At 66.2% G+C, this 26,701-nt stretch carries 21 protein-coding genes; 13 read left to right on the top strand and 8 right to left on the bottom strand.

Annotation, left to right across the window (positions count from 1 at the left end):
- Position 1: 1 nt before the first annotated feature.
- The gene (gene xseA / locus AC25M7_RS19650) at positions 2-1,381 is read right to left on the bottom strand and encodes an exodeoxyribonuclease VII large subunit (protein ID WP_062360441.1); all 1,380 of its coding nucleotides are present in this window, start codon (positions 1,379-1,381) and stop codon (positions 2-4) included.
- 138 nt (positions 1,382-1,519) lie between these two features.
- Between xseA and AC25M7_RS19645 the strand changes: the two genes are divergently transcribed.
- A complete protein-coding gene (locus AC25M7_RS19645; protein ID WP_486971380.1) occupies positions 1,520-2,284 on the top strand; it encodes an N-acetylmuramoyl-L-alanine amidase in 765 nt (254 codons plus the stop codon).
- Here AC25M7_RS19645 and AC25M7_RS19640 read toward each other — a convergent pair.
- Positions 2,272-3,171 (bottom strand): LysR family transcriptional regulator, encoded by a 900-nt coding sequence (locus AC25M7_RS19640; protein WP_486971379.1) that lies wholly within the window; start codon positions 3,169-3,171, stop codon positions 2,272-2,274. The two genes, AC25M7_RS19645 and AC25M7_RS19640, sit on opposite strands and share 13 nt — an antisense overlap.
- 97 nt (positions 3,172-3,268) lie before the next feature.
- Here AC25M7_RS19640 and AC25M7_RS19635 point away from each other — a divergent pair, with 97 nt between their 5' ends.
- From AC25M7_RS19635 to guaA, 4 genes are all read left to right on the top strand, one after another.
- Positions 3,269-4,024, top strand: a complete 756-nt coding sequence (locus AC25M7_RS19635) for a sulfite exporter TauE/SafE family protein (protein ID WP_028691635.1) — start codon at positions 3,269-3,271, stop codon at positions 4,022-4,024.
- A gap of 50 nt (positions 4,025-4,074) precedes the next feature.
- Positions 4,075-4,632: a sugar ABC transporter ATPase gene (locus AC25M7_RS19630; RefSeq protein WP_486971378.1), complete on the top strand. Its 558-nt coding sequence runs from the start codon at positions 4,075-4,077 to the stop codon at positions 4,630-4,632.
- 86 nt (positions 4,633-4,718) lie between these two features.
- Positions 4,719-6,188, top strand: coding sequence for an IMP dehydrogenase (guaB, locus tag AC25M7_RS19625; protein WP_028691634.1), 1,470 nt, complete (start codon positions 4,719-4,721; stop codon positions 6,186-6,188).
- 75 nt (positions 6,189-6,263) lie between these two features.
- Positions 6,264-7,841 (top strand): glutamine-hydrolyzing GMP synthase, encoded by a 1,578-nt coding sequence (guaA, locus tag AC25M7_RS19620; RefSeq protein ID WP_088852311.1) that lies wholly within the window; start codon positions 6,264-6,266, stop codon positions 7,839-7,841.
- Positions 7,842-7,907: 66 nt separating this feature from the next.
- Here the strand turns inward: guaA and AC25M7_RS19615 are convergent, their stop codons facing one another.
- Positions 7,908-8,852 (bottom strand): helix-turn-helix transcriptional regulator, encoded by a 945-nt coding sequence (locus tag AC25M7_RS19615; RefSeq protein ID WP_088851980.1) that lies wholly within the window; start codon positions 8,850-8,852, stop codon positions 7,908-7,910.
- Positions 8,853-9,029: 177 nt separating this feature from the next.
- Between AC25M7_RS19615 and AC25M7_RS19610 the strand changes: the two genes are divergently transcribed.
- The 6 genes from AC25M7_RS19610 (at position 9,030) to tadA (ending at position 14,254) form a co-directional block, all read left to right on the top strand.
- Entirely contained in the window at positions 9,030-9,476 is a 447-nt protein-coding gene (locus AC25M7_RS19610) for a hypothetical protein (protein WP_050704160.1), read from the top strand.
- 2 nt (positions 9,477-9,478) lie between these two features.
- Positions 9,479-10,138 (top strand): hypothetical protein, encoded by a 660-nt coding sequence (locus AC25M7_RS19605; protein WP_081100399.1) that lies wholly within the window; start codon positions 9,479-9,481, stop codon positions 10,136-10,138.
- Entirely contained in the window at positions 10,098-10,796 is a 699-nt protein-coding gene (locus tag AC25M7_RS19600) for a hypothetical protein (RefSeq protein ID WP_238348151.1), read from the top strand. The genes AC25M7_RS19605 and AC25M7_RS19600 overlap by 41 nt, the downstream gene beginning before the upstream one ends.
- Before the next feature lie 31 nt (positions 10,797-10,827).
- A complete protein-coding gene (locus AC25M7_RS19595; protein ID WP_486971377.1) occupies positions 10,828-12,300 on the top strand; it encodes a M48 family metallopeptidase in 1,473 nt (490 codons plus the stop codon).
- Positions 12,301-12,389: 89 nt separating this feature from the next.
- Positions 12,390-13,772, top strand: a complete 1,383-nt coding sequence (locus tag AC25M7_RS19590; RefSeq protein WP_486971376.1) for a multicopper oxidase family protein — start codon at positions 12,390-12,392, stop codon at positions 13,770-13,772.
- The gene (gene tadA, locus AC25M7_RS19585) at positions 13,772-14,254 is read left to right on the top strand and encodes a tRNA adenosine(34) deaminase TadA (protein ID WP_028691629.1); all 483 of its coding nucleotides are present in this window, start codon (positions 13,772-13,774) and stop codon (positions 14,252-14,254) included. Before AC25M7_RS19590 ends, tadA begins: the two co-directional genes overlap by 1 nt.
- Before the next feature lie 62 nt (positions 14,255-14,316).
- Here the strand turns inward: tadA and mltF are convergent, their stop codons facing one another.
- Positions 14,317-15,774 carry a membrane-bound lytic murein transglycosylase MltF gene (mltF, locus tag AC25M7_RS19580; protein WP_062360461.1) on the bottom strand — a complete coding sequence of 486 codons (1,458 nt, stop codon included), beginning with the start codon at positions 15,772-15,774 and terminating at the stop codon, positions 14,317-14,319.
- A 278-nt stretch (positions 15,775-16,052) separates the two neighbouring features.
- Between mltF and purL the strand changes: the two genes are divergently transcribed.
- Positions 16,053-19,952, top strand: a complete 3,900-nt coding sequence (gene purL, locus AC25M7_RS19575) for a phosphoribosylformylglycinamidine synthase (protein WP_486971375.1) — start codon at positions 16,053-16,055, stop codon at positions 19,950-19,952.
- Between the two features lie 2 nt (positions 19,953-19,954).
- Positions 19,955-20,266 (top strand): YqfO family protein, encoded by a 312-nt coding sequence (locus AC25M7_RS19570; RefSeq protein WP_028691626.1) that lies wholly within the window; start codon positions 19,955-19,957, stop codon positions 20,264-20,266.
- A gap of 87 nt (positions 20,267-20,353) precedes the next feature.
- Here the strand turns inward: AC25M7_RS19570 and nagE are convergent, their stop codons facing one another.
- Genes nagE through nagA form a run of 4 tightly spaced genes read right to left on the bottom strand, consistent with a single transcriptional unit; the run spans position 20,354 to position 26,694 of the window.
- Positions 20,354-22,012 (bottom strand): N-acetylglucosamine-specific PTS transporter subunit IIBC, encoded by a 1,659-nt coding sequence (nagE, locus tag AC25M7_RS19565; RefSeq protein WP_486971374.1) that lies wholly within the window; start codon positions 22,010-22,012, stop codon positions 20,354-20,356.
- A 12-nt stretch (positions 22,013-22,024) separates the two neighbouring features.
- Positions 22,025-24,568 carry a phosphoenolpyruvate--protein phosphotransferase gene (gene ptsP, locus AC25M7_RS19560; protein WP_486971373.1) on the bottom strand — a complete coding sequence of 848 codons (2,544 nt, stop codon included), beginning with the start codon at positions 24,566-24,568 and terminating at the stop codon, positions 22,025-22,027.
- A gap of 18 nt (positions 24,569-24,586) precedes the next feature.
- On the bottom strand, positions 24,587-25,609 hold the full coding sequence (locus tag AC25M7_RS19555; protein ID WP_232108970.1) for an SIS domain-containing protein: 1,023 nt from the start codon (positions 25,607-25,609) through the stop codon (positions 24,587-24,589).
- Positions 25,606-26,694, bottom strand: coding sequence for an N-acetylglucosamine-6-phosphate deacetylase (nagA, locus tag AC25M7_RS19550; RefSeq protein ID WP_486971372.1), 1,089 nt, complete (start codon positions 26,692-26,694; stop codon positions 25,606-25,608). Before nagA ends, AC25M7_RS19555 begins: the two co-directional genes overlap by 4 nt.
- Between the last annotated feature and the right edge of the window lie 7 nt (positions 26,695-26,701).

The following is a 26,701-nucleotide window of genomic DNA, read 5'->3' as shown; positions in this document are numbered from 1 at the left end:
GTCAGTCCAGTAGCGAGAGGGTGACCGGAGTCTGGTGGTTGTCCTCGACCCGCACCTTGAGCTCGCCTTCGTTGAGGCGGGCGGTCAGGCGCTGGCCGTTGTGGGTCTGCGCGGCGCTGCGGATGGCCTGGCCGCGCTCGTCGAGAAGGATGCTGTAGCCGCGGGCGAGGGTGGCCAATGGGCTGACCACCTGCAGCGTCTGCAACTGCGCCTGGAAGCGCTGGCGGCGGTCCTTGATCACTTCGCGCATGGCCCGTGGCAGGCGCTCGGCCAGGCTGTCCAGGCGCTGCTTGAGCAGTTTCAGGTTGCGTCCCGGGTGTTGCGCGGCCAGGCGCATGTCGAGGCGGCCGAGGCGTTCGTGGCGTTGGCGCAGGTTCAGCGCGAAGGCGCGGCGCAGGCGCATGTCCAGGTCGTCCAGGCGTTGGGCCTGCTGGCGCAGGCGCTCGCCCGGGTGGCGCAGGCGTCGGGTCAGGCCCTCGACGCGCAGGCGGTCATGGGCCAGACGGCTCTGCATGCGCAGCAACAGGCGCCGCTGCAGGCTGTCCAGGCGCTGCTGCAGGCCGCTGCTGTCGGGGGCGAGCAGCTCGGCGGCCGCTGATGGCGTGGGGGCGCGCACGTCGGCGACGAAGTCGCTGATCGACACGTCGGTCTCATGGCCCACGGCGCTGACGATCGGCGTCACGCAGGCGGCCACGGCACGGGCCACGGCCTCTTCGTTGAAGCACCAGAGGTCTTCCAGCGAGCCGCCGCCACGGGCCAGGATCAGCGCGTCGAAGCCCTGCCGGTCGGCCATCTGCAGGGCGCGGACGATCTGCGCGATGGCCTCTCGGCCTTGCACGGCGGTAGGGATCAGGTTGAGCTCGACCTGCGGCGCACGGCGGCGGAACACGCTGATGATGTCGCGGATCACCGCGCCGGTGGGCGAGGTGACGATGCCGATGCGCCGCGGATGGGCCGGCAGCGGCTGCTTTCGTTCGGTGCTGAACAGCCCCTCGGCGCCGAGCTTTTCCTTCAGCGCCTCGAAGGCCAGGCGCAGGGCGCCGTCACCGGCCGGTTCGACGGTGTCGAGGATCAGCTGGTAGTCGCCGCGGCCCTCGAACAGCGAAACCTTGCCGCGCACCTTGACCGCCAGGCCATCGCGCAGGGCCTGGCGCACGCGAGCGGCGTTTTGCCGGAACAGCGCGCAGCGGATCTGCGCGCCGCTGTCCTTGAGGGTGAAGTACATGTGGCCGGAGGCCGGGCGGGCGAGGTTGGAAATCTCGCCTTCCACCCAGACACTGCGGAACACGTCCTCGAGCAGCACGCGGGCGCGGCCGTTGAGCTGGCTGACGGTGAGGACCTCGCGGTCCAGGCCGAGTCGTTCGAAAGGGTCTCTGATCATGCCGGGCATCATAAAGGAGCCGTCGCGCGGATGCACTGTGCCGGCTGCTGGCACGCCCCACCTTGGGAGCATTTCCGGCTGCCGGCCCCGATATCCGGCGATGCACGCTGGGCGCCTGATTCCATGAGGAGATTCGCCATGTATCCCATAGACGCTCACACCTACCGGTCCAAGGCGTTCAACCGACGGGTGCGATTCCTGGTGCTGCATTACACAGCCGTCAATTTCAACGGCTCGATCAATGCGCTGGTCAACGGTCCCCAGGTCAGCGCCCATTACCTGGTGCCCGACCCATCCGATCCGAGCTTCACCAGTGCAGGTTTCGACGCGATGCGCACCTTCAACCTCGTCGACGAGAACGAGCGCGCCTGGCACGCGGGTGTCAGCGGCTGGGCCGGACGCAGCAACCTGAACGATACGTCGATCGGCATCGAGATCGTCAGCCAGGCGTCGGTGAGCAACGGCCAGTTCGTGTTCCCGCCCTATCACCCCCAACAGGTGGAAGCCTTGATCCAGCTGGGCCGGGCGATCCTGCAGCGCTATCCGGACATCACGCCGACCCAGGTGGTCGGCCACAGTGACATCGCCATTGGCCGCAAGAGCGACCCGGGTGCCGCTTTTCCCTGGCAGGCGCTGCACCAGGCCGGTATCGGTGCCTGGTATGACGAGGTGCGCAAGGCGTACTACCAGCAGCGCTTCGCGGGCTGCCTGCCGCAGGTCAAGGTCGTCCTCGCCAAGCTGCGTACCTACGGCTACAGCTTCCCGACCAGCCCCGATCCGGCCCAGGTGCGTGCAGTGCTCAGGGCGTTCCAGCTGCATTTCCGGCCAGGCAACTTTGACGGTGTACTGGATGCCGAAACCGCGGCGATCATCTTTGCGCTGGTGGAGCGCTACATGCCCTGATCGCCCTGTGGCAAGCGCAGGCTATCCAGTAGCTTTCTCGGCAGCGCTCCCGCGTCGCGTCGGCAGGCCAGGGCCACGGTGCTCTGGCAGGCCTCGGCCAGCGGCACGAAGGTGACCGAGGGCGGGGCGATCTCGCGCATGCTCAGGGGCAGCAACGCCACCCCGAACCCGGCCTGGATCAGCTGCAGTTGCGTGGTCTTGCGCGACACCACCTGCGCCGCCTGGGGAAAGAATCCCTCGTTCATGCACAACGACGCCGACAGGTAGCTCAAGCCGCCGCGCTGACGATGGGGTATGGAAATGAAGCGTTCCTCGCGCAGTTGCCCCAGTCGGACACTGCCAGTCGTGGCCAGTGGATGGCTCGCCGCCACCGCCAGCAGCAGGGGCTCGTCGAATAGCGCATGCAGCTCCACGCCCTCGTGCTGGCGCAGCACCGGCAGGCGCAGCAGACCGATTTCCAGGCGGCCCTCGGCGATGTCCTCCAGTTGCGCCTCCGACGATTGCTGGGCGATCTCCAAGGAGACGCCGGGGTTGTCCGCGAGGTAGGTGCCGAGGCGCTGCAGCAGTTGTCCAGTCAACGGCACGGTACTGGAGTGGTTCAGCCGCAGACTGCCACGCAGGCCCTGGCCCACCTCGCGGGCCAGACGTTCGGCTTTGTCCAGGTCGGCCAGCAGGTGTCGGGCGCGGTCAAGGAAAGCCAATCCTGCGGCGGTCAGCCGTGGCTGGCGCGCGGTGCGTTCGAACAACGCGGACCCCAGGTGCAGCTCCAGTTCCTTGATCTGTCGGCTGAGAGCCGACTGGGCGATGTACAGCCGCTCGGCGGCGGCACTGAAGCTGCCGGCCTCGGCGATTTCGACGAAGTAGCGCAGTTGGCGGATCGAGGTCATGTCATGCCTTTTTCAGATATCTCGTGGCGTAAAGGCATATTAGTCGGCATGGCTTGTCGCTGGCTAACCTTCTGGGGTCTCCCGAGGAATTGCTGCGATGCTCGCTCAACTGTCGTTTTCCATGCTCGACTGGCTACCCATCCTGCTAGGTGTGGGGGTGGCTTATATCGTCTTCGGCATCGCCGGTTTCGGCACCGCGCTGGTCGCTGGCCCCGTGCTGATCCATTTCATGCCATTGTCGCGGATCGTTCCGTTGCTGGTGCTGCTGGACTTCGTCGCCGCCTTCGGCAACCTGCTACCGTCGCGGCGCGACGTGGTGCGCGGCGAACTGCTCAGGCTGCTGCCGTTCATGGCCGTGGGCTGCACGCTGGGTGTGGTGTTCCTGCTGCGCCTGAAGTCCGATGTGCTGCTGTTGCTGATGGGGCTGTTCGTCACCGCCTATGCGGTCTATGGCCTGGCGGTGAAGGTACGGCCGGCGAATCTGTCGGGCGCCTGGGCGGTGCCCATGGGGACGGTAGGCGGGTTGTTCGGCGCCCTGTTCGGCAGTGGTGGTTTTCTGTACGCGATCTACCTCAGTGCGCGGCTGGAGGCCAAGGAGCAGGTGCGGGCGACCCAGGTCGCGCTGATCAGTTGCAGCACGGTGGTGCGCCTGTCGCTGTTCCTGATCGCCGGGGTGTATGCCGACGCCAGCCTGTTGCTGCTGGCCGCCTGCCTGCTGCCGGTGATGTTCATCGGTACCTGGCTGGGCCGACGGTTGACGCTGAGGCTGTCCCGCGAGGCCTTCGTGCGGCTGGTCACCTGGCTGGTGCTGGCCAGTGGCCTGGCGTTGATCGGTCGCTACCTGAGCGCCTGAGCAGGCGGTAGAATTGCGTCCTTACCGCAGTTCCTAGGCCCGCCTCAAGCATGAACACCCAGAGCATCATCGTCCCCAAGCTGTCCACCGTGCCGGTCCACGAAGCCCGGGCCCGCGCGATCCTGCGCTGGCTGGTGCGCGAGAAAATTGTCGAGGAGCAGTTGAGCACCTGTGGCCGCACCGGCAATCGCATGGGCCATGCCCTGACCGAAGGGGCGCGCAAGGTGGCCCTGCACCCCGAGAAACTGCCGTTCGGTGAGCAGGTCAATGGCCTAGAGGTGATGCTCAAGCGCTGCATCTACACCCCCACCGACGGTTTTCTCGAGGAGGCCGGCTGCCCGGAATGCCGGCGCGAGGTGGGCGAGCCGCTGTTCGAGAGCCTGGAGGAGTGGATGCCGGGGGTGAGTGACAACTTCACCTGCCCGCTGTGCGGCTTCGAGGACGACATCAATGGCTTCCTTTACCTGCAGCCGTGTGCCTTTTCCAACCTGGGGTTCATCTTCAATAACTGGGGCGAGGCCGGGTTCACCCAGGCCTTCCTCGACAGCTTCGCCGACTGGCTGGACCAGCCGGTGGCGGTGGTGCAGGTAAAACTGCCGCAAGGCTGACCGAAGGCCCTTATTTTGCATTGAGCGGCGCGCCATGGATGGGTATAATGGCGCGCTTCCATTTTTCCCTCCCGGGAGCCCCCGCGATGCTGCGTATCAGCCAAGAAGCCCTGACTTTCGACGATATCCTCCTTGTACCTGGCTACTCCGAGGTACTGCCCAATGAAGTCAGTCTCAAGACCCGTTTGACTCGTGGCATCGAGCTGAACATTCCCCTGGTCTCCGCCGCCATGGACACCGTGACCGAAGCGCGCCTGGCCATCGCCATGGCCCAGGAAGGCGGCATCGGCATCATCCACAAGAACATGACCATCGAGCAGCAGGCCGGCGAAGTACGCAAGGTCAAGAAGTTCGAGGCTGGCGTGGTCAAGGACCCGATCACCATCGACGCCGACGCCACCGTGCGCGACCTGTTCGACCTGACCCGCCTGAACAACATCTCCGGTGTTCCGGTGCTGGCGAACGGCGATCTGGTCGGCATCGTCACCTCCCGTGACGTGCGTTTCGAAACCCGCCTGGACGCCAAGGTCCGCGACGTGATGACCCCCAAAGAGCGTCTGGTCACCGTCCGCGAAGGCGCCGACAAGAACGAAGTCCGCGAGCTGCTGCACAAGCACCGCCTGGAAAAAGTCCTGATCGTCGACGACAAGTTCAACCTCAAGGGCATGATGACCGTCAAGGACATCGAGAAGGCCAAGGCCTACCCGCTGGCCAGCAAGGACGACCAGGGTCGTCTGCGCGTCGGCGCCGCGGTCGGCACCGGCAAGGACACCGGTGAGCGCGTAGCCGCCCTGGTGGCCGCCGGCGTTGACGTGGTGGTGGTGGACACCGCCCACGGTCACTCCAAGGGCGTGATTGACCGCGTTCGCTGGGTCAAGGAGAACTACCCGCAAGTGCAGGTGATCGGCGGCAACATCGCCACCGGCGCTGCCGCCAAGGCCCTGGCTGAAGCTGGCGCCGACGCGGTCAAGGTCGGTATCGGCCCGGGCTCGATCTGCACCACCCGTATCGTCGCCGGTGTCGGCGTGCCGCAGATCAGCGCCATCGCCAACGTCGCCGCCGCACTGGAAGGCACGGGCGTGCCGCTGATCGCCGACGGCGGCATCCGCTTCTCGGGTGACCTGTCCAAGGCCATTGTTGCCGGCGCCTCGTGCGTGATGATGGGCTCGATGTTCGCCGGTACCGAAGAAGCCCCGGGTGAAGTCGAACTGTTCCAGGGCCGTTCCTACAAGGCCTACCGCGGCATGGGCTCGCTGGGTGCCATGGCACAGGCGCAAGGCTCCTCCGACCGTTACTTCCAGGATTCCTCGGCCGGTGCCGAGAAGCTGGTACCGGAAGGCATCGAAGGCCGCGTACCGTACAAGGGCGCCCTGGCCGCGATCATCCACCAGCTGATGGGCGGCCTGCGTTCGTCCATGGGCTACACCGGCAGCGCGACCATCGAAGAGATGCGTACCAAGCCGGAGTTCGTGCGCATCACCGGTGCCGGCATGGCCGAGTCCCACGTGCATGACGTGCAGATCACCAAAGAAGCCCCTAACTACCGCGTAGGCTGAGGCTTCAAGCAATAGCAAGCGGGGCTGTCATGACAGCCCCGTGTCGTTTCCGATTTCCACTGACGAGATTGAGTCATGGCCCTCGACATTCACGCTCACCGCATCCTGATCCTCGATTTCGGTTCCCAGTACACCCAACTGATCGCCCGCCGCGTGCGCGAGATCGGCGTGTACTGCGAGCTGCACCCGTTCGACATGGACGATGAAGCGATCCGCGAATTCAACCCGCGCGGCATCATCCTGGCCGGTGGCCCCGAGTCGGTCCACGAAGCCAACAGCCCACGCGCCCCGCAAGCGGTGTTCGACCTGAAGGTCCCGGTGCTGGGCATCTGCTACGGCATGCAGACCATGGCCGAGCAGATGGGCGGCAAGGTCGAAGGTTCCGACCTGCGCGAGTTCGGCTATGCCCGCGTCGACGTGGTCGGCAAGAGCCGCCTGCTCGACGGCATCGAAGACCATGTCGATGACGATGGCGTGCTGGGCCTGGACGTGTGGATGAGCCACGGCGACAAGGTCACCCAGATGCCGGGCAACTTCCATGTGCTGGCCAGTACCCCGAGCTGCCCGATCGCCGGCATGTACGACGACGCCCTGGGCTACTACGGCGTGCAGTTCCACCCGGAAGTGACCCACACCAAGCAAGGCGGTCGCATCCTGTCGCGCTTCGTCAAGGACATCTGCGGCTGCGAAGCCCTGTGGACCGCCTCGAACATCGTCGAGGACGCCATTGCCCAGGTACGCGCACAGGTCGGTTCGGCCAACGTCCTGCTCGGCCTGTCCGGCGGCGTCGACTCCTCCGTGGTTGCCGCGCTGCTGCACCGCGCCATCGGCGACCAGCTGACCTGCGTATTCGTCGACAACGGCCTGCTGCGCCTGCACGAAGGCGACCAGGTGATGGCCATGTTCAAGGAGAACATGGGCGTCAAGGTCATCCGCGCCGATGCCGAGAAGCAGTTCCTCGACAACCTGGCCGGCGAAGCCGACCCTGAGAAGAAGCGCAAGATCATTGGTCGCACCTTCATCGACGTGTTCGATGCCGAGGCCAGCAAGCTGGAGAACATCCAGTTCCTCGCCCAGGGCACCATCTACCCCGACGTGATCGAGTCGGCCGGCGCCAAGAGCGGCAAGGCCCATGTGATCAAGTCGCACCACAACGTCGGTGGCCTGCCGGAGGAAATGAACCTCAAGCTGGTCGAGCCGCTGCGCGAGCTGTTCAAGGACGAAGTACGCAAGATCGGCCTGGAGCTGGGCCTGCCGTACGACATGGTCTACCGCCACCCGTTCCCGGGCCCGGGCCTGGGCGTGCGCATCTTGGGTGAAGTGAAGAAGGAGTACGCCGACATCCTGCGTCGCGCCGACCATATCTTCATCGAAGAACTGCGCAAGGCCGACTGGTACCACAAGACCAGCCAGGCGTTCGTGGTGTTCCAGCCGGTCAAGTCGGTCGGCGTCGTCGGCGACGGCCGTCGCTACGCCTGGGTCGTGGCCCTGCGTGCCGTCGAGACCGTGGACTTCATGACCGCGCGCTGGGCGCACCTGCCGTACGAGCTGCTGGAAACCGTCAGCGGTCGTATCATCAATGAAATCGACGGCATCTCCCGCGTCACCTATGACGTGTCGAGCAAGCCGCCGGCGACCATTGAGTGGGAATGATCCCGACTCGCGGTTGAGTGAAACGGGCCTGCATTGCAGGCCCGTTTTTTTTGGGGGGGCTGAACCCTACTCAGCCCCGGGAGAATGCCCAAAATACGCCTTGTAGGCATGGCAGAAATTGGCCGGGTTGGCGTAGCCGACATGATAGGCAACCTGCGATACCTGCCAGCGACGCTCCAGCAGCAGGGCGCGGGCCAGCTCCATTCTCTGTTGCCGAACATACTGCAAGAGCGACCGACCGTACTCGTGGCTGAAAGCGCGGCGCAAGGTGGTCTCGCTCACCCCCAGCTGGCGAGCGAGTGCGGCAGCAGTGGGCGGTGCGTTCAGGTTTTCATCGAGCTGGCGGCGCGTTTCAATGGCCAGGTCGCGGCGCCCCCGGTCTTGAGTCTTTTCGGCGGATCTGTGCCCGATCAGGTGGCTGGCCAGTTCCAGCAAGATGGCCAAGCTCAGGCTCTCGCAATGCAGGCGCCTGAGCCCGCCGGTATAGGGCGACAGATACAGCTGCCGGAACAGGCGGCTCACCGCTGGACACTGCGGTAGCTGGTCGAAGCGCATGCCGTCGGCGACAAGTGCCAACAGGGGCTTGAGCTGCGCGTCCTCCCGGGCCAGTTCTTGCAGGTAATCGCCGGCAATACGTACTCCGGCCATGCGGGCATGACTGTTGGCGGGCAGTTGGTCCTGCGCCTCCAGGCTTTCACCCAGGCTCAGCATGTGCAACTGGCCAGGGGCATAACTGTTGAGCCTACCGTCCACCGTGTGCTGCCACGCCCCGTCGAACACCTGCACGATGCACAGGCTTTGCGGTAGCACCTTGTCGATCCTCAGCGGCTCTGGAAACTGCAGGTTGCAATCGAAGTATTGCAACCCGCTGTGTACCGTCTGCGCCCGATAGTGGCCGGTCGCGCTACCCATCACTCGCGCGCTGCTCGCATCCAGTACACCAGCCTCAGCGAGTGACCCGGGGCTATCGAATGAAAAGTCGGTGTCGAGGTAGGGGCTGATCGATCGCATGTGCGCTAGGCATCCTTGGCTGAGGGCGGCATGGCCGCGAATGGTAACGCGCGCACATTTTCAGCGACAGCCGTTGTGCGCAGGGTGCTGTCTGTTGTGCGAGCCGGTCAGCGGGGTTGGCTAGTCGGGCCAGGCTTATTTCAATGGGCGTTTGTTTCGATTCAGGATGGAAAAGACATGCTCGCTTATCGCAAATGGACAGCCCTGGTGGTGGCTGCGCTCGCCCTGTGGCTGGGCCAGGTTCACGCTGAACAACGGCCGGAAGTGGCCGACCAGGTAGTTGCCTACATGGGGGCGCAAGGGACCAAGGTGTGGACGCTGCGTATCGGTGAACGTGCCGCCAACGAAGCGCTGGTACAAATCGAAGGCATCGATCACGACTGGAACATGCGCATCCAGAAAATGCAGGTGGAGAAGACCAGCAAGGACACCCGCTACTCCACCACCGTGGACGGCAAGAAGTACGTGGTGCTGATCATCCAGGGCAACTGGGGCGGCGAGTTGAACCTGCCGGGTGAGGCGCAGACACAGCAGGTCGGCTATTCGGAAGGGCTGTCGCGTGAGGGCAATGCCCAGGCGTTCCTTACCGATTATCTGGCAGCACAAAACACGGAGGCGCAATGATCATGGGCGAGTTCAACGACCCGCTGTCCGAACTGTCTGGCTCGCTGGGCCAGGACTACGAGCAAAGCCGTGCCGCCCAGCGCGACCGAGTGATCGCTGAGCTCAAGCAGGTAATCGAGCGCGTGCCCGAGCAGAGCGAGTTCACCAACTCCCGGCGTTACCGGATCTGGGGGCCAGTATTGTTGCTGGGTGCACTGATTATCACGGCCGTGACCTTCAACCCGGAACGCTTGGGGGCGGTTGCAGCAGGTGTCTTCATCACCTTGATCGCAGCAGCGGTGACCTGGCAACACCGTAATGCCGGTACCCAGGTATTCATGCGCTTGACCCGCCGGCAGTTGTTCGTCGATACGCTGGATGCACCGGTAGACCTGGCGGAAGTGGAGGACGTTTCGGTCAAGGATGAAGGGCTGGTCATGGTACAGACGCTGGAAATGAGCAGCGAAGCCGTCCTGCCAAAGCATCATGTGGTGAAACTGCAGTTCTTCGGTAACCAGGCCATGGTGTTGAAGAAACCGCGACCGCAGATCCGCATCATGTCCGCAGGCCTGGCCAGCAACGGACGCAAGCTGGGGAACGAGGAAGTGCTAGCGCTGCTGGCAGCCTACCGCGATGCGGCACATGCGCAACGGCAATTGGATCTGTTGCAGAACGATGGATAACGGCGAACGCGAAGCCCACCTCGCGTACCTGCAGGCTCAGGCTGATGGCCCCACCGACAGCTTCGTACTGCTGGAGCATTCGCTCGGTAACGCGCTGGCATGTGCTGTGATTGGCCTGTTGTTCGGCGCGCTGGGCATATGGCTGACCGCTCTGGCGGTGCGGTTCAGTCCCGGTGCCAGCAGCGGTGTCATCTGGCTGATGTCTGGTTTCGGCCTCGGCCTGGCCGGCGTCGGGGTGGCGGGGCTGGCCTGTGCCGTCGTGCTATACCGCCGGCACGGCAAGCGGGTGCTGAGCGTGACACCAGATACCCTGTGCTTCGCCAACGCGCAGGCGCCGACCCCACTGGACTCCTTCGACGGCTTCGAGGTCGAGCAGGGTTACTTCACTACCTGGCTGATCTTTACCGTGTCGGCGTTCAGCCATGCACCAGTGCTGGCACCGGCCTGTTTCAGGGCGCTGGCCTCACCTGACGCGGTGGTCGTCGCGGGCGGCTTGCGCGTCAGGCTGTGGCTGTGCACGCCCGTCGTGGCTGGGCGACGCCTTGGCCTGCAGGAACTGGTGGATCTGCTTTATGCCTATGTGCAAGCGGCCCAGGCCAGGCGTACGTTGGCGCAGTTGTTTCCGGGTGTGGCGCGGATGGGTGAAGCGGCCAGATGAGCCTGAACGTGACCATTGGCGCTCTGGGGCAATGAAGCGCTTCGGCTGGGGCCTGATCCTGCTGCTGTTGCCTCTGGTGCTGTTTGGCTGGGGTAAAGTGCAGTACTGGCGGGCTGACACGGCGCAGGATCAGGCCCGGACCATACGGCAATGGCTGGCTGCCCCCGATGAGACGTTGCCACGCCAATTGCCGTGGGAAGCCCGCAAGGAGCTTGCCAGGCATGTCGATCCGCGGCAGGCCCTGCAGCGCCAACTGGACCTGCTCGATGCGGATCGCCACTGGGTAAGCGTACGCAAGGTGATGGCAAGTGTGAGCTGCTGGCTGGCAGTGGCCACTCTGCTGGCAGGCCTCTGGGCCTGGCTCAAGCTGAAGTTGGACGCCTGGCGGGCGCTGCGCTCTGCGGCCTACCTGTATGAACGCATGATGGCCAACTGGCAGGCCCTGGGCTGTTGCTTGAGTCTCTACATGGTCATGCTTGCCGGTTCGCTGTGCCTGTTGCTGCTCTATGAGGCCAGTTCCGGAGCAAGCCGCGCAGCGCAGGGCGGCATGATGGTGCTGGTCGTGGTGCTGCCGCTGGCCTCAGTCCTGGTTGTGTGTGTTCGCCAGGTCTGGCGAATGCGTCGGCACTGGCCGCTGATGCAGTCTCCGACCGCCAGTTTTCTCGCCCGCCCGCTAGGCAGGCAGGCGACGCCAGCGGTGTGGCAGTGGATCGAGACCTTGGCAACACAACTGCACGCGCCTGTCCCGGACCATATCGTGGTCGGCCTTGACCAGGGTTTTTTCGTCACCAGCGTTCCGATCCTGCTGCAGCCCGGTGGGCAGGTCCTCAGGGGGCGCACGTTGTATCTGCCTCTACCTTGCCTGGCCGCCTTGAGCCAGGCCGAGGCGGCCTCGGTCATCGGTCACGAACTGGGCCATTTCAGGCGCCGTGATACGGAGCGGGGCAGCGAAACCAGTGCGCGTCTCAGCCTGATGTGCGCGCATTATTCGGCCATGGTCGGTGACGAGGATGCTCCGCGCTGGGTGGTTCGGCCCACCTTGTGGCTGGCCGGGCAGTTCTTGCACCATTTCCAGCTTGCGGTTCATCACTGGGGGCGTGCACAGGAATTGCTGGCTGATCGGGCAGGTGCCGAGGTCGCTGGCCCGAAGCTGTTCGTACAGGCGCTGTTACGGGTGATTGCCCTGGGTCGGGTGATCGACGGCTTGTTGGTCGCACACGGTGGCAGCAACCTATTGCGGGCGCTGGCGGCGCACCTGCAAGGCACGCCGTTGCATCTGGGCGAGGAAGTGCTGGGGCTGGCCACTGCCCATCCGTTCGATACGCACCCCGATCTCGCCACGCGCCTGAACAACCTGGACATCCTGCTCGACCCGCAATTGCTGCAGGCCGCCTTGCGCGTGCCGTCCGCTGATGACCAGCAGTGGTTCAATGACCTTTGTCTGGCTCCAGGCAGCACTTGCGATAGCAAGGCTGCGGGCAGCATCCAAAGAGACTTCACTTAATATTTCCCATTTGCAGGTGTATCGTATTCGCCCTTCATCGCCAGCCATGCTGGCAGCTTGATTGCGCAGAACACGAGGTACCCGCACCAATGTCCTTCACCCGTCGACAAATGCTCAAGGGCCTGACCGGCCTTGCAGTGGTAGGCCTGGGCGCCGGAGGCGCGGCGCGTTACTGGCTTGGCAAGGTCGAAGACGACAACGCCGGGCACGACTATGAACTGATCGCCGCGCCCCTGGACGTCGAGCTGGTGCCGGGCTTCAAGACCGAGGCCTGGGCCTTCGGTCCGTCGGCGCCGGGCACCGAGCTGCGGGTGCGCCAGGGCACCTGGCTGCGGGTACGCTTCATCAATCAGCTGCCGGTCGAGACCACCATCCACTGGCACGGCATCCGTTTGCCGCTGGAGATGGACGGGGTTCCATATGTCTCGCAGTTGCCGGTCAAGCCGGGCGAATACTTCGATTACAAGTTCCGTGTGCCGGATGCCGGCAGCTACTGGTATCACCCCCATGTGAGCAGCTCCGAGGAACTGGGGCGTGGGCTGGTTGGCCCACTGATTGTCGAAGAGCGCGAACCGACCGGTTTCAAGCACGAACGCACCCTTAGCCTGAAGAACTGGCACGTGGACGAGCAGGGCGCCTGGCTGCCGTTCAGCATCCCCCGCGAGGCGGCCCGCAACGGCACCGCCGGGCGCCTGATTACCATCAACGGCCAGGCTGAGTCGGTCACCGAACTGCCGGCCGGGCAGGTGGTGCGGGTACGCCTGCTGAACCTGGACAACACCTGGACCTACCGCTTGAACCTCAAGGGCAACTGCGAGGCGATGATCTACGCTCTCGATGGCAATCCGGTGACCCCGCGACCGCTGGACGACGAGTACTGGCTTGGGCCGGGCATGCGCATCTGTCTGGCCATCCGCATGCCCGAGGCGGGCGAGGAAGTTTCCCTGCGAGACGGCTTCGTACGCCTGGGCACCCTGCGCTCGGTGGCCAGCAGCGAGGCGCCCTGCGACTGGCCCAAGGCCCTGCCGCCCAACCCGGTTGCCGAGCCGGACCTGGAGAACGCCGAGAAGCTCAACTTCAATTTCGAATGGGTCGGCAAGGTCTCGGTGAACACCGAGAACGGCAAGCCGCCGAGCTTGTGGCAGATCAATGGCCAGGCCTGGGACATCACCGACAAGACCTGCGCCGACCGGCCAATCGCCACGCTGCAGAAGGGCAAGAGCTACATCCTCGAGCTGAAGAACATGACTCAGTACCAGCACCCTATCCACCTGCATGGCATGAGTTTCAAGGTGATCGCCTCCAATCGGCGCAAGATCGTCGAGCCGTGGTTCACCGACACCTACCTGCTGGGCAAGAACGAGCGGGCCCAGGTGGCGCTGGTGGCGGATAACCCAGGCACCTGGATGTTCCATTGCCATGTCATCGACCACATGGAAACCGGCCTGATGGCCGCGATCGCGGTGGTCTGATGCGACCGCAGATCATCGATCGCAGCCGCGACCAGGAATTCATGCGCCTGGCCCTGGAGCTGGCCGCCGAGGGCGCGGCCTTGGGCGAGGTGCCGGTGGGCGCGGTGCTGGTGCAGCACGGCCAGGTGATCGGCCAGGGTTTCAACCGGCCGATCATCGACAGCGACCCCAGCGCCCACGCCGAAATGGTGGCGATCCGTGCCGCGGCCAAGTCGGCCAGCAACTACCGGCTGCCGGGCAGTACCCTGTACGTGACCCTGGAGCCGTGCAGCATGTGCGCGGGGTTGATCGTCCATTCGCGGGTGGCGCGGGTGGTCTACGGAGCGCTGGAACCCAAGGCGGGGATCGTGCAGAGCCAGGGGCAGTTCTTCAGCCAGGGGTTTCTCAACCATCGGGTGATGTTCGAGGGTGGGGTGCTGGCAGAGGAGTGCGGAACGATCTTGAGTGAGTTCTTCAAGGCGCGGCGGGCGAAAGGTCAATGATCGATCGCGGGGCAAGCCCGCTCCCACCGATATCGTGGGAGCGGGCTTGCCCCGCGATGGCATCACATCGGCGGCGACTGTTCCGCCGGCTTGTCCTTGTTCACCGCCGGCACATGCAGGTTGCCCTCGGCCACCTGGCCTTCGAGCTGCGGCTGCGTGACCCAGGTGAGGATGTCGTAGTAGCGGCGGATGTTGGCCACGAAGTGTACCGGCTCGCCGCCGCGGGCGTAGCCGTACTTGGTCTTGCTGTACCACTGCTTCTGCGACAGGCGCGGCAGCATTTTTTTCACGTCCAGCCACTTGTTCGGGTTCAGGCCTTCGCGCTTGGCCAGGGTGCGGGCGTCTTCGAGGTGGCCGCTGCCGACGTTGTAGGCGGCCAGGGCGAACCAGGTGCGGTCTGGCTCCTTGATGCTGTCGTCGAGCTGGTCCTTGACCAGCATGAAGTACTTGGCGCCACCCTGGATGCTCTGCTTGGGGTCCAGGCGGTTGGACACGCCCATGGCCTGGGCGGTGCGCTGGGTCAGCATCATCAGGCCGCGCACGCCGGTCTTGGAGGTGACCTCGGGCTGCCACATCGATTCCTGGTAGCCGATCGCGGCGAGCAGGCGCCAGTCGACCTGCTCGACCTTGGAGCTGGTCTTGAAGTGCTTCTCGTACTTGGGCAGGCGCTGCTGCAGATGCTGGGCGAAGGTGTAGGCGCCGACGTAGCCGAGGACATCGACGTGGCCGTAGTAACGGTCCTTCAGACGCTGCAGGGTGCCGTTCTTCTGCGACTTGTCGAGAAACTCGTTGATCTCGTTGAGCAGGCTGTTGTCTTCGCCGGCAGCTACCGCCCAGCGCTGGTCGCGGGTGTCGCCCAGGTCGAAGGCCACGCGCACGTTGGGGAAGTACACCTGGTTCATAGCCAGCTCGTTGGAGTCGACCAGGGTCAGGTCGATCTGGCCCTCGTCGACCATGCGCAGCAGGTCGACCACCTCGACGGCGTCGGACTCCTCGTACTCCAGCCCCGGGTTCTGCTTTTTCAGTTCGGCGAGCTGGTCGGCGTGGCTGCTGCCCTTGAGCACCATGATCTTCTTGCCCACCAATCCCTTGACGCTGGTCGGCCGCGAGCGGCCATTGCGGTAGATGACCTGTGGGGTCACCTCGAGGTAGGGGTGGGAGAACTTCGCCTGGGCGGCACGGCGCTCGCTGCTGACCAGGCCGGCGGCGGCCAGTACCGGGCCGGACGGCTTGCCCAGCTGGTCGAACAGCTCATCGAGGTTGTCGGCGGTCTCGATCTCCAGCTTCACGCCCAGGTCGTCGGCGAAGCGCTTGACCAGTTCGTATTCGAAACCGGTTTCGCCGTTGCGGTCCTGGAAGTAGGTGGCCGGGCTGTTGCGGGTAATCACGCGCAATACGCCATCCTCCTTGACGCGTTCGAGGGTGCTGGGTTTTTCAACGCAGGCACCGAGCATCAGGAAGAGTCCGGTTGCGAGGAGCCATCTGGCGCATCGCTGGCGCAAAGCAGTGTGGGCGAACATAGGGTGCAGTATACGCAAAGGACCGGCGGCGCCATATCTCGACAATATGTGGCTTGTCTGGTAGCACGTCGCTGTGCCTGCGACAGGGCGCAGCCGGTCATGGGAGCGGGCTTGCCCCGCGATTCGGCCGCTACCGCAATCAAAAGCCCTGGTTTTTTTGACCCCTGGGTCCGGTTCCACCGCCCGGCAGCATTGGCGTTGAGCGGGTGCCGAAAGCCTGCGAATTAGGCTAGAATGCACGGCCTCTAAGCACACCCCTTCCTGAGGCTGTCCCGACGATGTTGATCCTGCGCGGCGCTCCTGCCCTTTCTGCCTTTCGCCACGGTAAATTACTCGAGCAACTGAGCCAGAAAGTCCCCGCTGTTACTGGTTTGTATGCCGAATTCGCCCACTTCGCCGACGTCGACGGCGAGCTGACCGCCGACCAGCAGCAGGTGCTGGGCCGTCTGCTCAAGTACGGCCCGAGCGTGCCGGTGCAGGAGCCCGCTGGCCGCCTGTTCCTGGTCGTGCCGCGCCTGGGCACCATCTCGCCCTGGGCATCCAAGGCCAGCGACATCGCCCACAACTGCGGCCTGCAGTCGATCCAGCGCCTGGAGCGCGGCATCGCCTACTACGTCGCCGGTAATATTTCCGACGCCGACGCCCAGGTCCTCGCCGCCGAGCTGCATGACCGCATGACCCAGCGCGTGCTGGCCAAGCTGGAAGACGCCGCCGACCTGTTCAGCCACGCCCAGCCCAAGCCGATGACCTCGGTGGACATCCTCGCCGGTGGCCGCGCCGCCCTGGCGCAGGCCAACATCGACCTGGGCCTGGCCCTGGCCGAGGACGAGATCGACTACCTGGTCAACGCCTTCCAGGGCCTCAAGCGCAACCCGAACGACATCGAACTGATGATGTTCGCCCAGGCCAACTCCGAGCACTGCCGCCACAAGATCTTCAACGCCAGCTGGGACATCGACGGCCAGGCGCAGGAGAAGAGCCTGTTCGGCATGATCAAGAACACCTACCAGATGCACAGCGAAGGCGTGCTGTCTGCGTACAAGGACAACGCCTCGGTGATCGTCGGCAGCGTCGCCGGCCGCTTCTTCCCGAACCCTGAGACCCGCCAGTACGGCGCGGTACAGGAGCCGGTGCACATCCTGATGAAAGTCGAGACGCACAACCACCCGACCGCCATCGCCCCGTTCTCCGGCGCCTCCACCGGCTCCGGCGGCGAGATCCGCGACGAAGGCGCCACCGGCCGTGGCGCCAAGCCCAAGGCTGGCCTGACTGGCTTCACCGTCTCCAACCTGCGCATCCCGGGCTTCGAGCAGCCCTGGGAGAAGCCGTACGGCAAGCCTGAGCGCATCGTCGATGCCCTCGACATCATGATCGAAGGCCCGCTGGGCGGCGCCGCGTTCAACAACGAATTCGGTCGCCCGGCACTGACCGGTTACTTCCGTACCTTCGAGCAGGGCATCAACACCCCGCACGGTGAGGAAGTCCGTGGCTACCACAAGCCGATCATGCTCGCCGGCGGCATGGGCAACATCCGTGAAGACCACGTGCAGAAAGGCGAGATCACCATCGGCGCCAAGCTGATCGTGCTCGGCGGCCCGGCCATGCTGATCGGCCTGGGCGGCGGCGCCGCTTCGTCGGTGGCCACCGGCGCCAGCTCCGCCGACCTGGATTTCGCCTCGGTACAGCGCGAGAACCCGGAAATGGAGCGCCGTTGCCAGGAAGTCATCGACCGCTGCTGGCAATTGGGCGACAAGAACCCGATCGCCTTCATCCACGACGTTGGCGCCGGCGGCATCTCCAACGCCTTCCCGGAGCTGGTCAACGACGGTGGCCGCGGTGGCCGCTTCGAACTGCGCAACGTGCCCAACGACGAGCCGGGCATGGCCCCGCACGAGATCTGGTCCAACGAATCCCAGGAGCGCTACGTGCTGGCGGTCAGCGCCGAGGACTTCGAGCGCTTCCAGGCCATCTGCGAGCGTGAGCGCTGCCCGTTCGCGGTCGTCGGCGAGGCCACCGAAGAGAAGCACCTCACCGTCACCGACAACCACTTCGACAACACCCCGGTGGACATGCCGCTGGACGTGCTGCTGGGCAAGCCGCCGCGCATGCACCGCTCGGTCACCCGCGAAGCGGAGCTGGGCGATGAGTTCGACCCGAGCACCCTGGAACTCAAGGACTCGGTCGAGCGTGTCCTGCGTCACCCGGCCGTTGCCAGCAAGAGCTTCCTGATCACCATCGGCGACCGTACCATCACCGGCCTCGTGGCCCGTGACCAGATGGTCGGCCCATGGCAAGTGCCGGTGGCCGACTGCGCCGTCACCGCCACCAGCTTCGACGTCTACACCGGTGAAGCCATGGCCATGGGCGAACGCACGCCGCTGGCCCTGCTCGACGCCCCGGCGTCCGGGCGCATGGCGATCGGCGAAACGCTGACCAACCTGGCGGCCTCGCGCATCGAGAAGCTGTCCGACATCAAACTGTCGGCCAACTGGATGTCCGCCGCCGGTCACCCGGGTGAAGACGCCCGCCTGTACGACACCGTCAAGGCCGTCGGCATGGAGCTGTGCCCGGAGCTGGGTATCACCATTCCGGTCGGTAAAGACTCGATGTCGATGAAGACCCAGTGGAGCGAAGCGGGCGAGCAGAAGAGCGTCACCTCGCCGATGTCGCTGATCATTACCGGCTTTGCCCCGGTCACCGACATCCGCAAGACCCTGACCCCGCAACTGCGCATGGACAAGGGCGAAACCGACCTGATCCTGATCGACCTGGGCCGTGGCCAGAACCGCATGGGCGCCTCGATCCTGGCGCAGACCCACGGCAAGCTGGCCGCCCAGGCGCCGGACGTCGATGATGCCGAGGACCTCAAGGCGTTCTTCGCCGTGATCCAGGGCCTGAACGAAGACGGCCACCTGCTGGCCTACCACGACCGTTCCGACGGCGGCCTGATGACCACCGTGCTGGAAATGGCCTTTGCCGGCCACTGCGGCCTTGACCTGGAACTGGGCAACCTGACCAGCAAGCGCGAGAAAGTCGCGGCCATCCTCTTCAACGAAGAGCTGGGCGCAGTGATCCAGGTCCGTCAGGACGCCACGCCGGACGTACTGGCGCAGTTCAGCGCTGCAGGCTTGGGCGAAGATTGCGTCGCTGTGATCGGCCAGCCGATCAACAACGGTGAAGTGCTGATCAAGTTCGAAGGCGAAGAACTGTTCAAGGGTGAGCGCCGCCTGCTGCAGCGCCAGTGGGCCGAGACCAGCTACCAGGTCCAGCGCCTACGCGACAACGCCGACTGCGCCGACCAGGAATTCAACGCCCTGCTGGAAGAAGACAACCCGGGCCTGTCGGTCAAGCTCGGCTACGACGTCAACGAAGACATCGCCGCGCCGTACATCAAGAAGGGCGTGCGCCCGCAAGTGGCGATCCTTCGCGAGCAGGGCGTCAACGGCCAGGTCGAGATGGCTGCCGCCTTCGACCGCGCGGGTTTCGCTGCGGTCGACGTGCACATGAGCGACATCCTGTCTGGCCGTGTCGACTTCGAAGCCTTCAAAGGTCTGGTGGCCTGCGGTGGCTTCTCCTACGGCGACGTGCTGGGTGCCGGTGAGGGCTGGGCCAAGTCGGCGCTGTTCAACGCCCGTGCCCGTGATGCCTTCCAGGCCTTCTTCGAGCGTACCGACAGCTTCGCCCTGGGCGTGTGCAACGGTTGCCAGATGATGTCCAACCTGCACGAGCTGATCCCGGGCACCGAGTACTGGCCGCACTTCGTGCGCAACCGCTCGGAGCAGTTCGAGGCGCGCGTGGCCATGGTCGAGGTGCAGAAGTCCAACTCGATCTTCCTGCAGGGCATGGCCGGTTCGCGGATGCCGATCGCCATCGCCCACGGCGAAGGCCATGCCGAGTTCACCAGCGAGGAAGCACTGCTGGAAGCCGACCTGTCCGGTTGCGTGGCCCTGCGCTACGTCGACAACCACGGTAAGGTCACCGAAGCCTACCCGGCCAACCCGAACGGCTCGCCGCGTGGCATCACCGGCCTGACCAGCCGCGACGGCCGCGTGACCATCATGATGCCGCACCCGGAGCGGATGTTCCGCGCCGTGCAGAACTCCTGGCGCCCGGATGAGTGGCAGGAAGACGCGGCCCTGATGCGCATGTTCCGCAATGCGCGGGTGTGGGTGAACTAAGGGTGTACAAGCTCGCCTTCTTCGTCCCCGACAGCCATGTCGAGGTGGTCAAGGCCGCCGTGTTCGCCGCTGGAGGCGGGCGCATCGGCGACTACGACCACTGCGCCTGGCAGACCCTTGGCCAGGGCCAGTTCCGCCCGTTGGACGGCAGCCAGCCGTACCTCGGGCAGGGCGGCCAGGTCGAGGTGGTCGAGGAGTGGAAGGTGGAGCTGGTGGTGGCTGATGCGCTGATCGCCCAGGTGGTCGCCGCGCTCAAGCAGAGCCACCCGTATGAAACGCCGGCTTATGAGGTTTGGCCGCTGGCTGACTTCTAGAACGGCGTCGAACGACATCGCGGGGCAAGCCCGCTCCCACAAGGCCTGTTGATACCTTGTGGGAGCGGGCTTGCCCCGCGATGCTTTTCAGCCCTGCAAAGCGCTGCTTAACGCAGGCGCCTTGCTACCCACGACCAGATGCCACACCCCACCCGCCTGCGGACTCACCCCCAGGCACCCCAGCGCGATCAAGCGTTCCTGCGCTACCTTGCCCTCATCCTTGACCCGTACCCGCACCCGGCTTGAGGCCACGCACAGGGCCTCCAGCAGATTGTCTCGCCCGCCCAGGGCCTGCAGCCATTGATCCGCGACGACCGTCTCGGTGACCACCGCGGCCTTTTCGGCAACCGGCGGCGCCACCCGCGCATGGGGCAGTTCCCCGCGAATCTCGTCGGCCAGCGCATCGGCCATCGGCCCCACCACCACCTGCAGGCTGCCACCGGTACCGGGGCGTACCACGGCGAGGGCGCCGAGGGCCTTCAAGTCTTGGTCGCGGGCCAGGTTGCGGTCGGCCAGTACCAGGCGCAGGCGCGTGGTGCAGGCATCCACGCCCTGCAGGTTGGCTGCGCCGCCGAGGGCGTCGATGTAGCGCCGGGCCCGTGGCGCATCGCTGCCCTCGGCCTGGCTGGCCGCCTGTTCCTCGCGGCCGGGGGTCTTCAGGTCGAAACGGCGGATGCAGTAGTCGAACACGAAGTAGTAGACCAACCCATAGAGCACGCCCACCGGGAACACCAGCCAGCCGTTGCTCGAACGCCCCCAGCCCAGGGCCATGTCGATGCCGCCGCCGGAGAAGGTGAAGCCCAGGCGGATCCCCAGCAGGTCGCAGATGGCCATGGACAGCCCGGTCAGCAGCGCATGGATCAGGTACAGCAGCGGCGCCAGGAACATGAAGGCGAATTCGATCGGCTCGGTCACCCCGGTCAGCGCCGAGGTCAGCGCCATCGACAGCAGCACCCCGCCGATCAGCTTGCGCCGCTGTGGCAGGGCATGGCGGTACATGGCCAGGCAGGCGGCGGGCAGACCGAAGATCATCACCGGGAACATGCCGGTCATGAACTGGCCGGCGTTTGGGTCGCCGGCGAAGAAGCGCGCCAGATCACCGGTGATCACTTGGCCGCTGGCCGCCTGGAAGCTGCCGAAAACGAACCACACCAGGTTGTTGAGGATATGGTGCAGGCCGGTGATGATCAGCAGCCGGTTGAGCACGCCGAAGAAGAACGCGCCGATGCTGCCGCTCTCCAGCATCAGCTGGCCGAGCGCGTTGATGCCGTGTTGGATCGGTGGCCAGATCAGGCCGAACAGCAGCCCGAGGAACACCGCCGATACCCCGGTGGCGATCGGCACGAAGCGCCGGCCACCGAAGAACGCCAGGTAGTCCGGCAGCTGGATGTCCTTGAAGCGGTTGTACAGGCCGCCGCCGAGCAGGCCGCAGATGATGCCGGCGAGCATGCCCATGTCGATCTTCGGATCGATCACCTTCAGCGTCGCCACCAGCACCAGGTAGCCGATGGCGCCGGCCAGGCCCGCGGTGCCGTTGTTGTCGCGGGCGAAGCCCACGGCGATGCCGATGGCGAAGATCAGCGCCAGGTTGGCGAAGATCGCTTGCCCGGCGTCATGCACCAGGGCGATGTCGAGCAGGTCGGTGTCGCCCAGGCGCAGCAACAGGCCGGCGATGGGCAGGATGGCGATGGGCAGCATCAAGGCGCGGCCGAGCCGCTGCAGGCCCTGGATGAAGTGCTGGTACATGGTGCGCTCCGATTATTGTTGTAGGGCCATGGGGGCCGCGGATTGGGCGTGGGATTGCGCGGCGAAGTCGCGGCAGGCCTGGCGTACGGCCCCGGCGCTGGCCAGGCCCAGCAGGCCCTGGCTGAAGCGGTGGCAGGCACTGGCGTCGAGCTGGCGGACCAGGGCCTTGATCTCGCCGATCTGCGGCGCGCTGACCGACAGCTCGGCCACGCCGAGGCCGACCAGCACCGGCGTGGCCAGCGGATCGCTGGCCAGCGCACCGCACACGCCAACCCAGCGGCCGTGTTTCGCCGCGCCCTGGCAGGTCAGCTCGATCAGGCGTAGCAGTGCCGGGTGCAGGGCATCGACCCGCGCCGCAAGCCCGGCATGGTCACGGTCCATGGCCAGGGTGTACTGGGACAGGTCGTTGGTGCCGATGGAGAAGAAGTCCGCGTGCTCGGCCAGGCGCTCGGCGAGCAGCGCCGCGGCCGGCACCTCGATCATCACCCCCAGTTCGGCGCGCGCCGTCACGCCAAGCTCGGCGGCCAGCCGGTCGAGACGCTGGCGGATGGCGATCAGCTCGTCGACCTCGGTGACCATCGGCAGCATGATCCGGCAGCGCCGCTGCGGGCTGACCTGGAGCAGGGCGCGCAGTTGCTGGTCGAGCAGCTCCGGGCGGACCTGGCCCAGGCGGATGCCGCGCAGGCCCAGCACTGGATTGGCCTCGGCCGGCAGGGGCAGGTAATCGAGCTGCTTGTCGCCGCCGACGTCGATGGTGCGAATGATCACCGGGCGCTCGGCCATCGCGTCGAGCACCGCCTGGTAGGCGTTGCGCTGCTCGGCCTCGTCCGGTGCGGTGGGGCGGTCGATGAACAGGAACTCGCTGCGCAGCAGGCCGATGCCGTCGGCGCCCAGGGCCAGGGCCTGGGCGGCTTCTTCGGCGCTGGCGACGTTGGCCGCGACCTCGATCAACTGGCCATCGCGGGTACGCGCGCCTTGCTGTGCGGCGGCCTGCTGGCGCTGGCGGATTTCGCGGCGTTGCTGCAGGTGGCAGTGGACCTCGGCCAGGCGTTGTGGGGCGGCCTGGGTTTCCAGGCGGCCCTGGTCGGCGTCCAGCACCAGGGGCGTGCCGGCGGGCAGGTCGAGCAGCGCTTCGCCCACGGCCACCAGGCATGGCAGGCCGCGGGCACGGGCGAGGATGGCGACGTGCGAGGTGGCGCCACCGGCGGCCATGCACAGCCCGGCGACATCGTGGCGGGCGAGCAGCAGCAGGTCGGAGGGGGTCAGTTCGTGGGCGACGACGATGGCCGCCGGTGGCAGGCGTAGTTGCCGGGTTTCGCCGAGCAGGGCGCGCAGCACCCGCTGCTGCAGGTCGTAGAGGTCGTTGGCGCGCTCGGCCAGCAACGGGTTGCCCAGGCTGCGCAGGACCTGGCACTGGGTCTCGATGGCGCGGCTCCAGGCATGGCTGGCGGCGACGCCGCCGGCGATATGCTGGCGGGCATCGCCGAGCAGAGCCGGGTCGTCGAGCAGGGCCAGGTGGGCCTCGAGAATCGCCGCCGCGTCCTCCTGGCCGCGAGGCAGGTGCCGCCAGTCGCGGTCGATGGCATGGCGGACCTCGGCCAGGGCGCTGTTCAGCGCCTGGTGCTGCTCGCCGGGGTCGTTGTCGCCGCTGTCCGCCGGCAGGCTGACGCCGTCCAGGCGCGCCAGTGGCCCGAGGGCGAGGCCGGGGGCGGCGCAGACACCGTTGAGCACGCCGGGCTCTGTATTGGGCTTGGGCGTGGCGGCACTGGTGGGCACGTGGGGGGCATGGCGTTCACCGACCGAGGCGGTCTGCACGGCGGCGATCAATGCCTGCAGCGCGGCCTGGCTGTCCGGCCCGGTGCAAATCAGTTCGACTTCGGCGCCTTCACCAACGCCCAGGCCCATGACCGCCACCAGGCTGTTGAGGTCGGCCTCGCGCTCGGCGAAGCGCAGCACGGCATGGCTCTGGAAGCCTTGCGCGGTCTGGCGCAGCAGGGCGGCTGGGCGGGCATGCAGACCGCCGTGATGAGCGACCCGGGCATGACCGCGTGCGCACTCATGGCTGACCGGTCGTGCCTGCGCTTCGCTGCCCGTGGCCTCGACCTCCAGCAGCGCCGCGCCCAGGCGCGAAGCACCTGTGTCCAGTCGCGTCAGGCCAAAGCCCGGGCCGTTGCTGACCAGCATCACGGTGACCAGGCTGACGCAGTGCTGCGCCACCAGGTCCATGTCGAAGCGCACCAGCGGTTGTCCCTGTTTCACTTGGTCGCCCAGCGCCACCAGCGGCGAGAAACCGCGCCCCTGCAGCTGCACGGTGTCGACACCGATATGCAAGAGGACTTCCGCGCCGTTGGCCGCGCGCAGGGTCAGCGCATGGCCGGTGCGCGCCAGTTGCACCACTTCACCGGCGCAGGGCGCGTGCAGCACGTCGTTCAACGGGTCGATGGCGACGCCGTCGCCCAGGGTGCCGCTGCTGAACACCGGGTCCGGTACCTGGTCCAGCGGTACCTGCGGTCCGGCGAGCGGGGCATGGAGGATGATCTTGTTATTGTCGGGCATGCGCTGTTCCTCGCGGCTTCACTGCGTGCAGGTCACTTTGCTCAGGTGGCGCGGCTGGTCGGGGTCGAGGCCGCGGGCCTCGGCCAGGGCCGCGGCCATGATGTAGAAGCTCTGGATCGCCAGCAGCGGGTCCAGGGCCGGGTGTTCGGCGCCGCTCAGGGTGAGGTCGCGCCCGGCGATATCGGCTGGTGCCGCCAACAGCACGCGGGCGCCGCGCTGGCGCATGTCGGCGGCCAGCTGCAGCAGCCCGGCCTGCTCGACGCCACGCGGGGCGAACACCAGCAGCGGGTACTGGGCATCGATCAGGGCCATCGGCCCATGGCGCACTTCGGCGCTGCTGAAGGCCTCGGCCTGGATCACCGAGGTTTCCTTGAGTTTGAGCGCGGCCTCCTGGGCGATGGCGAAGCCCGCGCCGCGGCCGATCACCATCAGGCGCTCGCTGTCGCGCAGGGTATCGATGGCCGGGCTCCAGTCTTGCCCGGCGGCCTCGTGCAGCTGCGCGGGCAGGGCAAGGCCGGCTTCCTGCAGGGCGCGATCCTGGCCCCAGTGGGCGACCAGGCGGGCGCCGGCAGCCAGGGTGGCGACGAAGCTCTTGGTCGCCGCCACTGACAGCTCAGGGCCTGCGCACAGCGGCAAGTGGTACTGGCAGGCCTGCTCCAGGGGCGAGCCTTCGGCGTTGACCAGCGAGACCGTGGTCGCCCCGCACTGGCCCAGGCGGCGCAGGCTTTCGACCAGGTCCGGGCTCTGCCCCGACTGCGAGAAGCCCAGCGCCACCTGGCCACGTACTCGCAGTGGCGCCTGCTGCAAAGTCACCACGGACATCGGCAGCGAAGCCACCGGCAGCCCCAGTTGCTGCATGGCGATGTAGGCGAAGTAGCTGGCGGCGTGGTCCGAGCTGCCCCGGGCCACGGTCAGCGCCACTTGCGGATCGAGCCGGCGCAGCTGTTCGGCCAGGGTTTCCAGGCGCGGGTCCAGCGTCTGCGTCTGACGTTCGACGACCTCGGCGCAGGCGCGGGCTTCTTCGAGCATCCTTGAACTCATGCGGTTTCTCCTTCGATCATCACGGCGGTCAGGTTCAGTTGGCGGTCCAGCAGCACCGCGTCGGCCCAGGCGCCCGGTTGCAGGCGGCCACGGTCGGCGATGCCGAGATAATCGGCGGGATGGCGGGACAGGCGCTCGGAGGCTTCGGACAGCGGCAGGCCGATCTTCACCAGGTTGCGCAGGGCCTGGTCCATGGTCAGGGTGCTGCCGGCCAGGGTGCCGTCGGGCAGGCGCACGCCGCCCAGGCACTTGGTCACGGTGTGGCTGCCCAGGCGGTATTCGCCGTCGGGCATGCCGGCGGCGGCGGTGGAGTCGGTCACGCAGTACAGGCACGGGATCGAGCGCAGGGCCACGCGCATGGCGCCGGGGTGCACGTGCAGCAGGTCGGGAATCAGCTCGGCGTAGCGGGCGTGGGCCAGGGCCGCGCCGACGATGCCCGGCTCGCGGTGGTGCAGCGGGCTCATGGCGTTGTACAGGTGGGTGAAGCTGGTGGCGCCGGCCTCCAGGGCTGCCACGCCTTCTTCGTAGCTGCCCAGGGTATGGCCGAGCTGCAGGCGGATGCCGCGCTGGCTCAGTGCCTGGATCAGCGGCAGGTGGCCGGCGATTTCCGGGGCGATGGTGATGACCTTGATCGGCGCCAGGGCCAGGTATTGCTCGACCTCGTCGAGCAGCGCCTGGTGGGCGAAGTTCGGCTGCGCGCCGAGCTTGCCGGGGTTGATGTACGGGCCTTCCAGGTGCACGCCGAGGATGCGCGCGCCCTGGCGCGGTTGCTTGAGGTGTTCGCCCAGTTCGGCGAGCACGCGGGTCAGCTCCTCGCGGGGCGCGGTCATGGTGGTGGCCAGCAGCGAAGTGGTGCCGAAAAGCCGGTGGGTACGGGCGATGGTGGCGAAGGCGTCGCCGCCCTGCATGATGTCGCTGCCCCCACCGCCGTGCACGTGCAGGTCGATGAACCCGGGCAGCAGGTACGGCAGGTCGTTGGCCTGCGGGTCGCACGGCGTACCCTCGATGGCCCGGATGCGGCCGTTTTCGAGGTGCAGTTGTCCGCGCACCCAGCCGTCGGGGGTGAGGATGTTGGCGATGTCCATGGGGGCT

It is taken from the genome of Pseudomonas sp. P106(2024), assembly GCF_057480815.1.
The sequence above is the reverse complement of the archived record's forward strand: the minus strand, read 5'-3'. Positions and strand labels throughout refer to the sequence as shown.

Bases quoted from the DNA above. Each gene is read 5' to 3' on its own strand.
- xseA (WP_062360441.1), bottom strand. From the start codon at position 1,381: ATGATCAGAGACCCTTTCGAACGACTCGGCCTGGACCGCGAGGTCCTC.
- AC25M7_RS19645 (WP_486971380.1), top strand. From the start codon at position 1,520: ATGTATCCCATAGACGCTCACACCTACCGGTCCAAGGCGTTCAACCGA.
- AC25M7_RS19640 (WP_486971379.1), bottom strand. From the start codon at position 3,171: ATGACCTCGATCCGCCAACTGCGCTACTTCGTCGAAATCGCCGAGGCC.
- AC25M7_RS19635 (WP_028691635.1), top strand. From the start codon at position 3,269: ATGCTCGCTCAACTGTCGTTTTCCATGCTCGACTGGCTACCCATCCTG.
- AC25M7_RS19630 (WP_486971378.1), top strand. From the start codon at position 4,075: ATGAACACCCAGAGCATCATCGTCCCCAAGCTGTCCACCGTGCCGGTC.
- guaB (WP_028691634.1), top strand. From the start codon at position 4,719: ATGCTGCGTATCAGCCAAGAAGCCCTGACTTTCGACGATATCCTCCTT.
- guaA (WP_088852311.1), top strand. From the start codon at position 6,264: ATGGCCCTCGACATTCACGCTCACCGCATCCTGATCCTCGATTTCGGT.
- AC25M7_RS19615 (WP_088851980.1), bottom strand. From the start codon at position 8,852: ATGCGATCGATCAGCCCCTACCTCGACACCGACTTTTCATTCGATAGC.
- AC25M7_RS19610 (WP_050704160.1), top strand. From the start codon at position 9,030: ATGCTCGCTTATCGCAAATGGACAGCCCTGGTGGTGGCTGCGCTCGCC.
- AC25M7_RS19605 (WP_081100399.1), top strand. From the start codon at position 9,479: ATGGGCGAGTTCAACGACCCGCTGTCCGAACTGTCTGGCTCGCTGGGC.
- AC25M7_RS19600 (WP_238348151.1), top strand. From the start codon at position 10,098: ATGCGCAACGGCAATTGGATCTGTTGCAGAACGATGGATAACGGCGAA.
- AC25M7_RS19595 (WP_486971377.1), top strand. From the start codon at position 10,828: ATGAAGCGCTTCGGCTGGGGCCTGATCCTGCTGCTGTTGCCTCTGGTG.
- AC25M7_RS19590 (WP_486971376.1), top strand. From the start codon at position 12,390: ATGTCCTTCACCCGTCGACAAATGCTCAAGGGCCTGACCGGCCTTGCA.
- tadA (WP_028691629.1), top strand. From the start codon at position 13,772: ATGCGACCGCAGATCATCGATCGCAGCCGCGACCAGGAATTCATGCGC.
- mltF (WP_062360461.1), bottom strand. From the start codon at position 15,774: ATGTTCGCCCACACTGCTTTGCGCCAGCGATGCGCCAGATGGCTCCTC.
- purL (WP_486971375.1), top strand. From the start codon at position 16,053: ATGTTGATCCTGCGCGGCGCTCCTGCCCTTTCTGCCTTTCGCCACGGT.
- nagE (WP_486971374.1), bottom strand. From the start codon at position 22,012: ATGTACCAGCACTTCATCCAGGGCCTGCAGCGGCTCGGCCGCGCCTTG.
- ptsP (WP_486971373.1), bottom strand. From the start codon at position 24,568: ATGCCCGACAATAACAAGATCATCCTCCATGCCCCGCTCGCCGGACCG.
- AC25M7_RS19555 (WP_232108970.1), bottom strand. From the start codon at position 25,609: ATGAGTTCAAGGATGCTCGAAGAAGCCCGCGCCTGCGCCGAGGTCGTC.
- nagA (WP_486971372.1), bottom strand. From the start codon at position 26,694: ATGGACATCGCCAACATCCTCACCCCCGACGGCTGGGTGCGCGGACAA.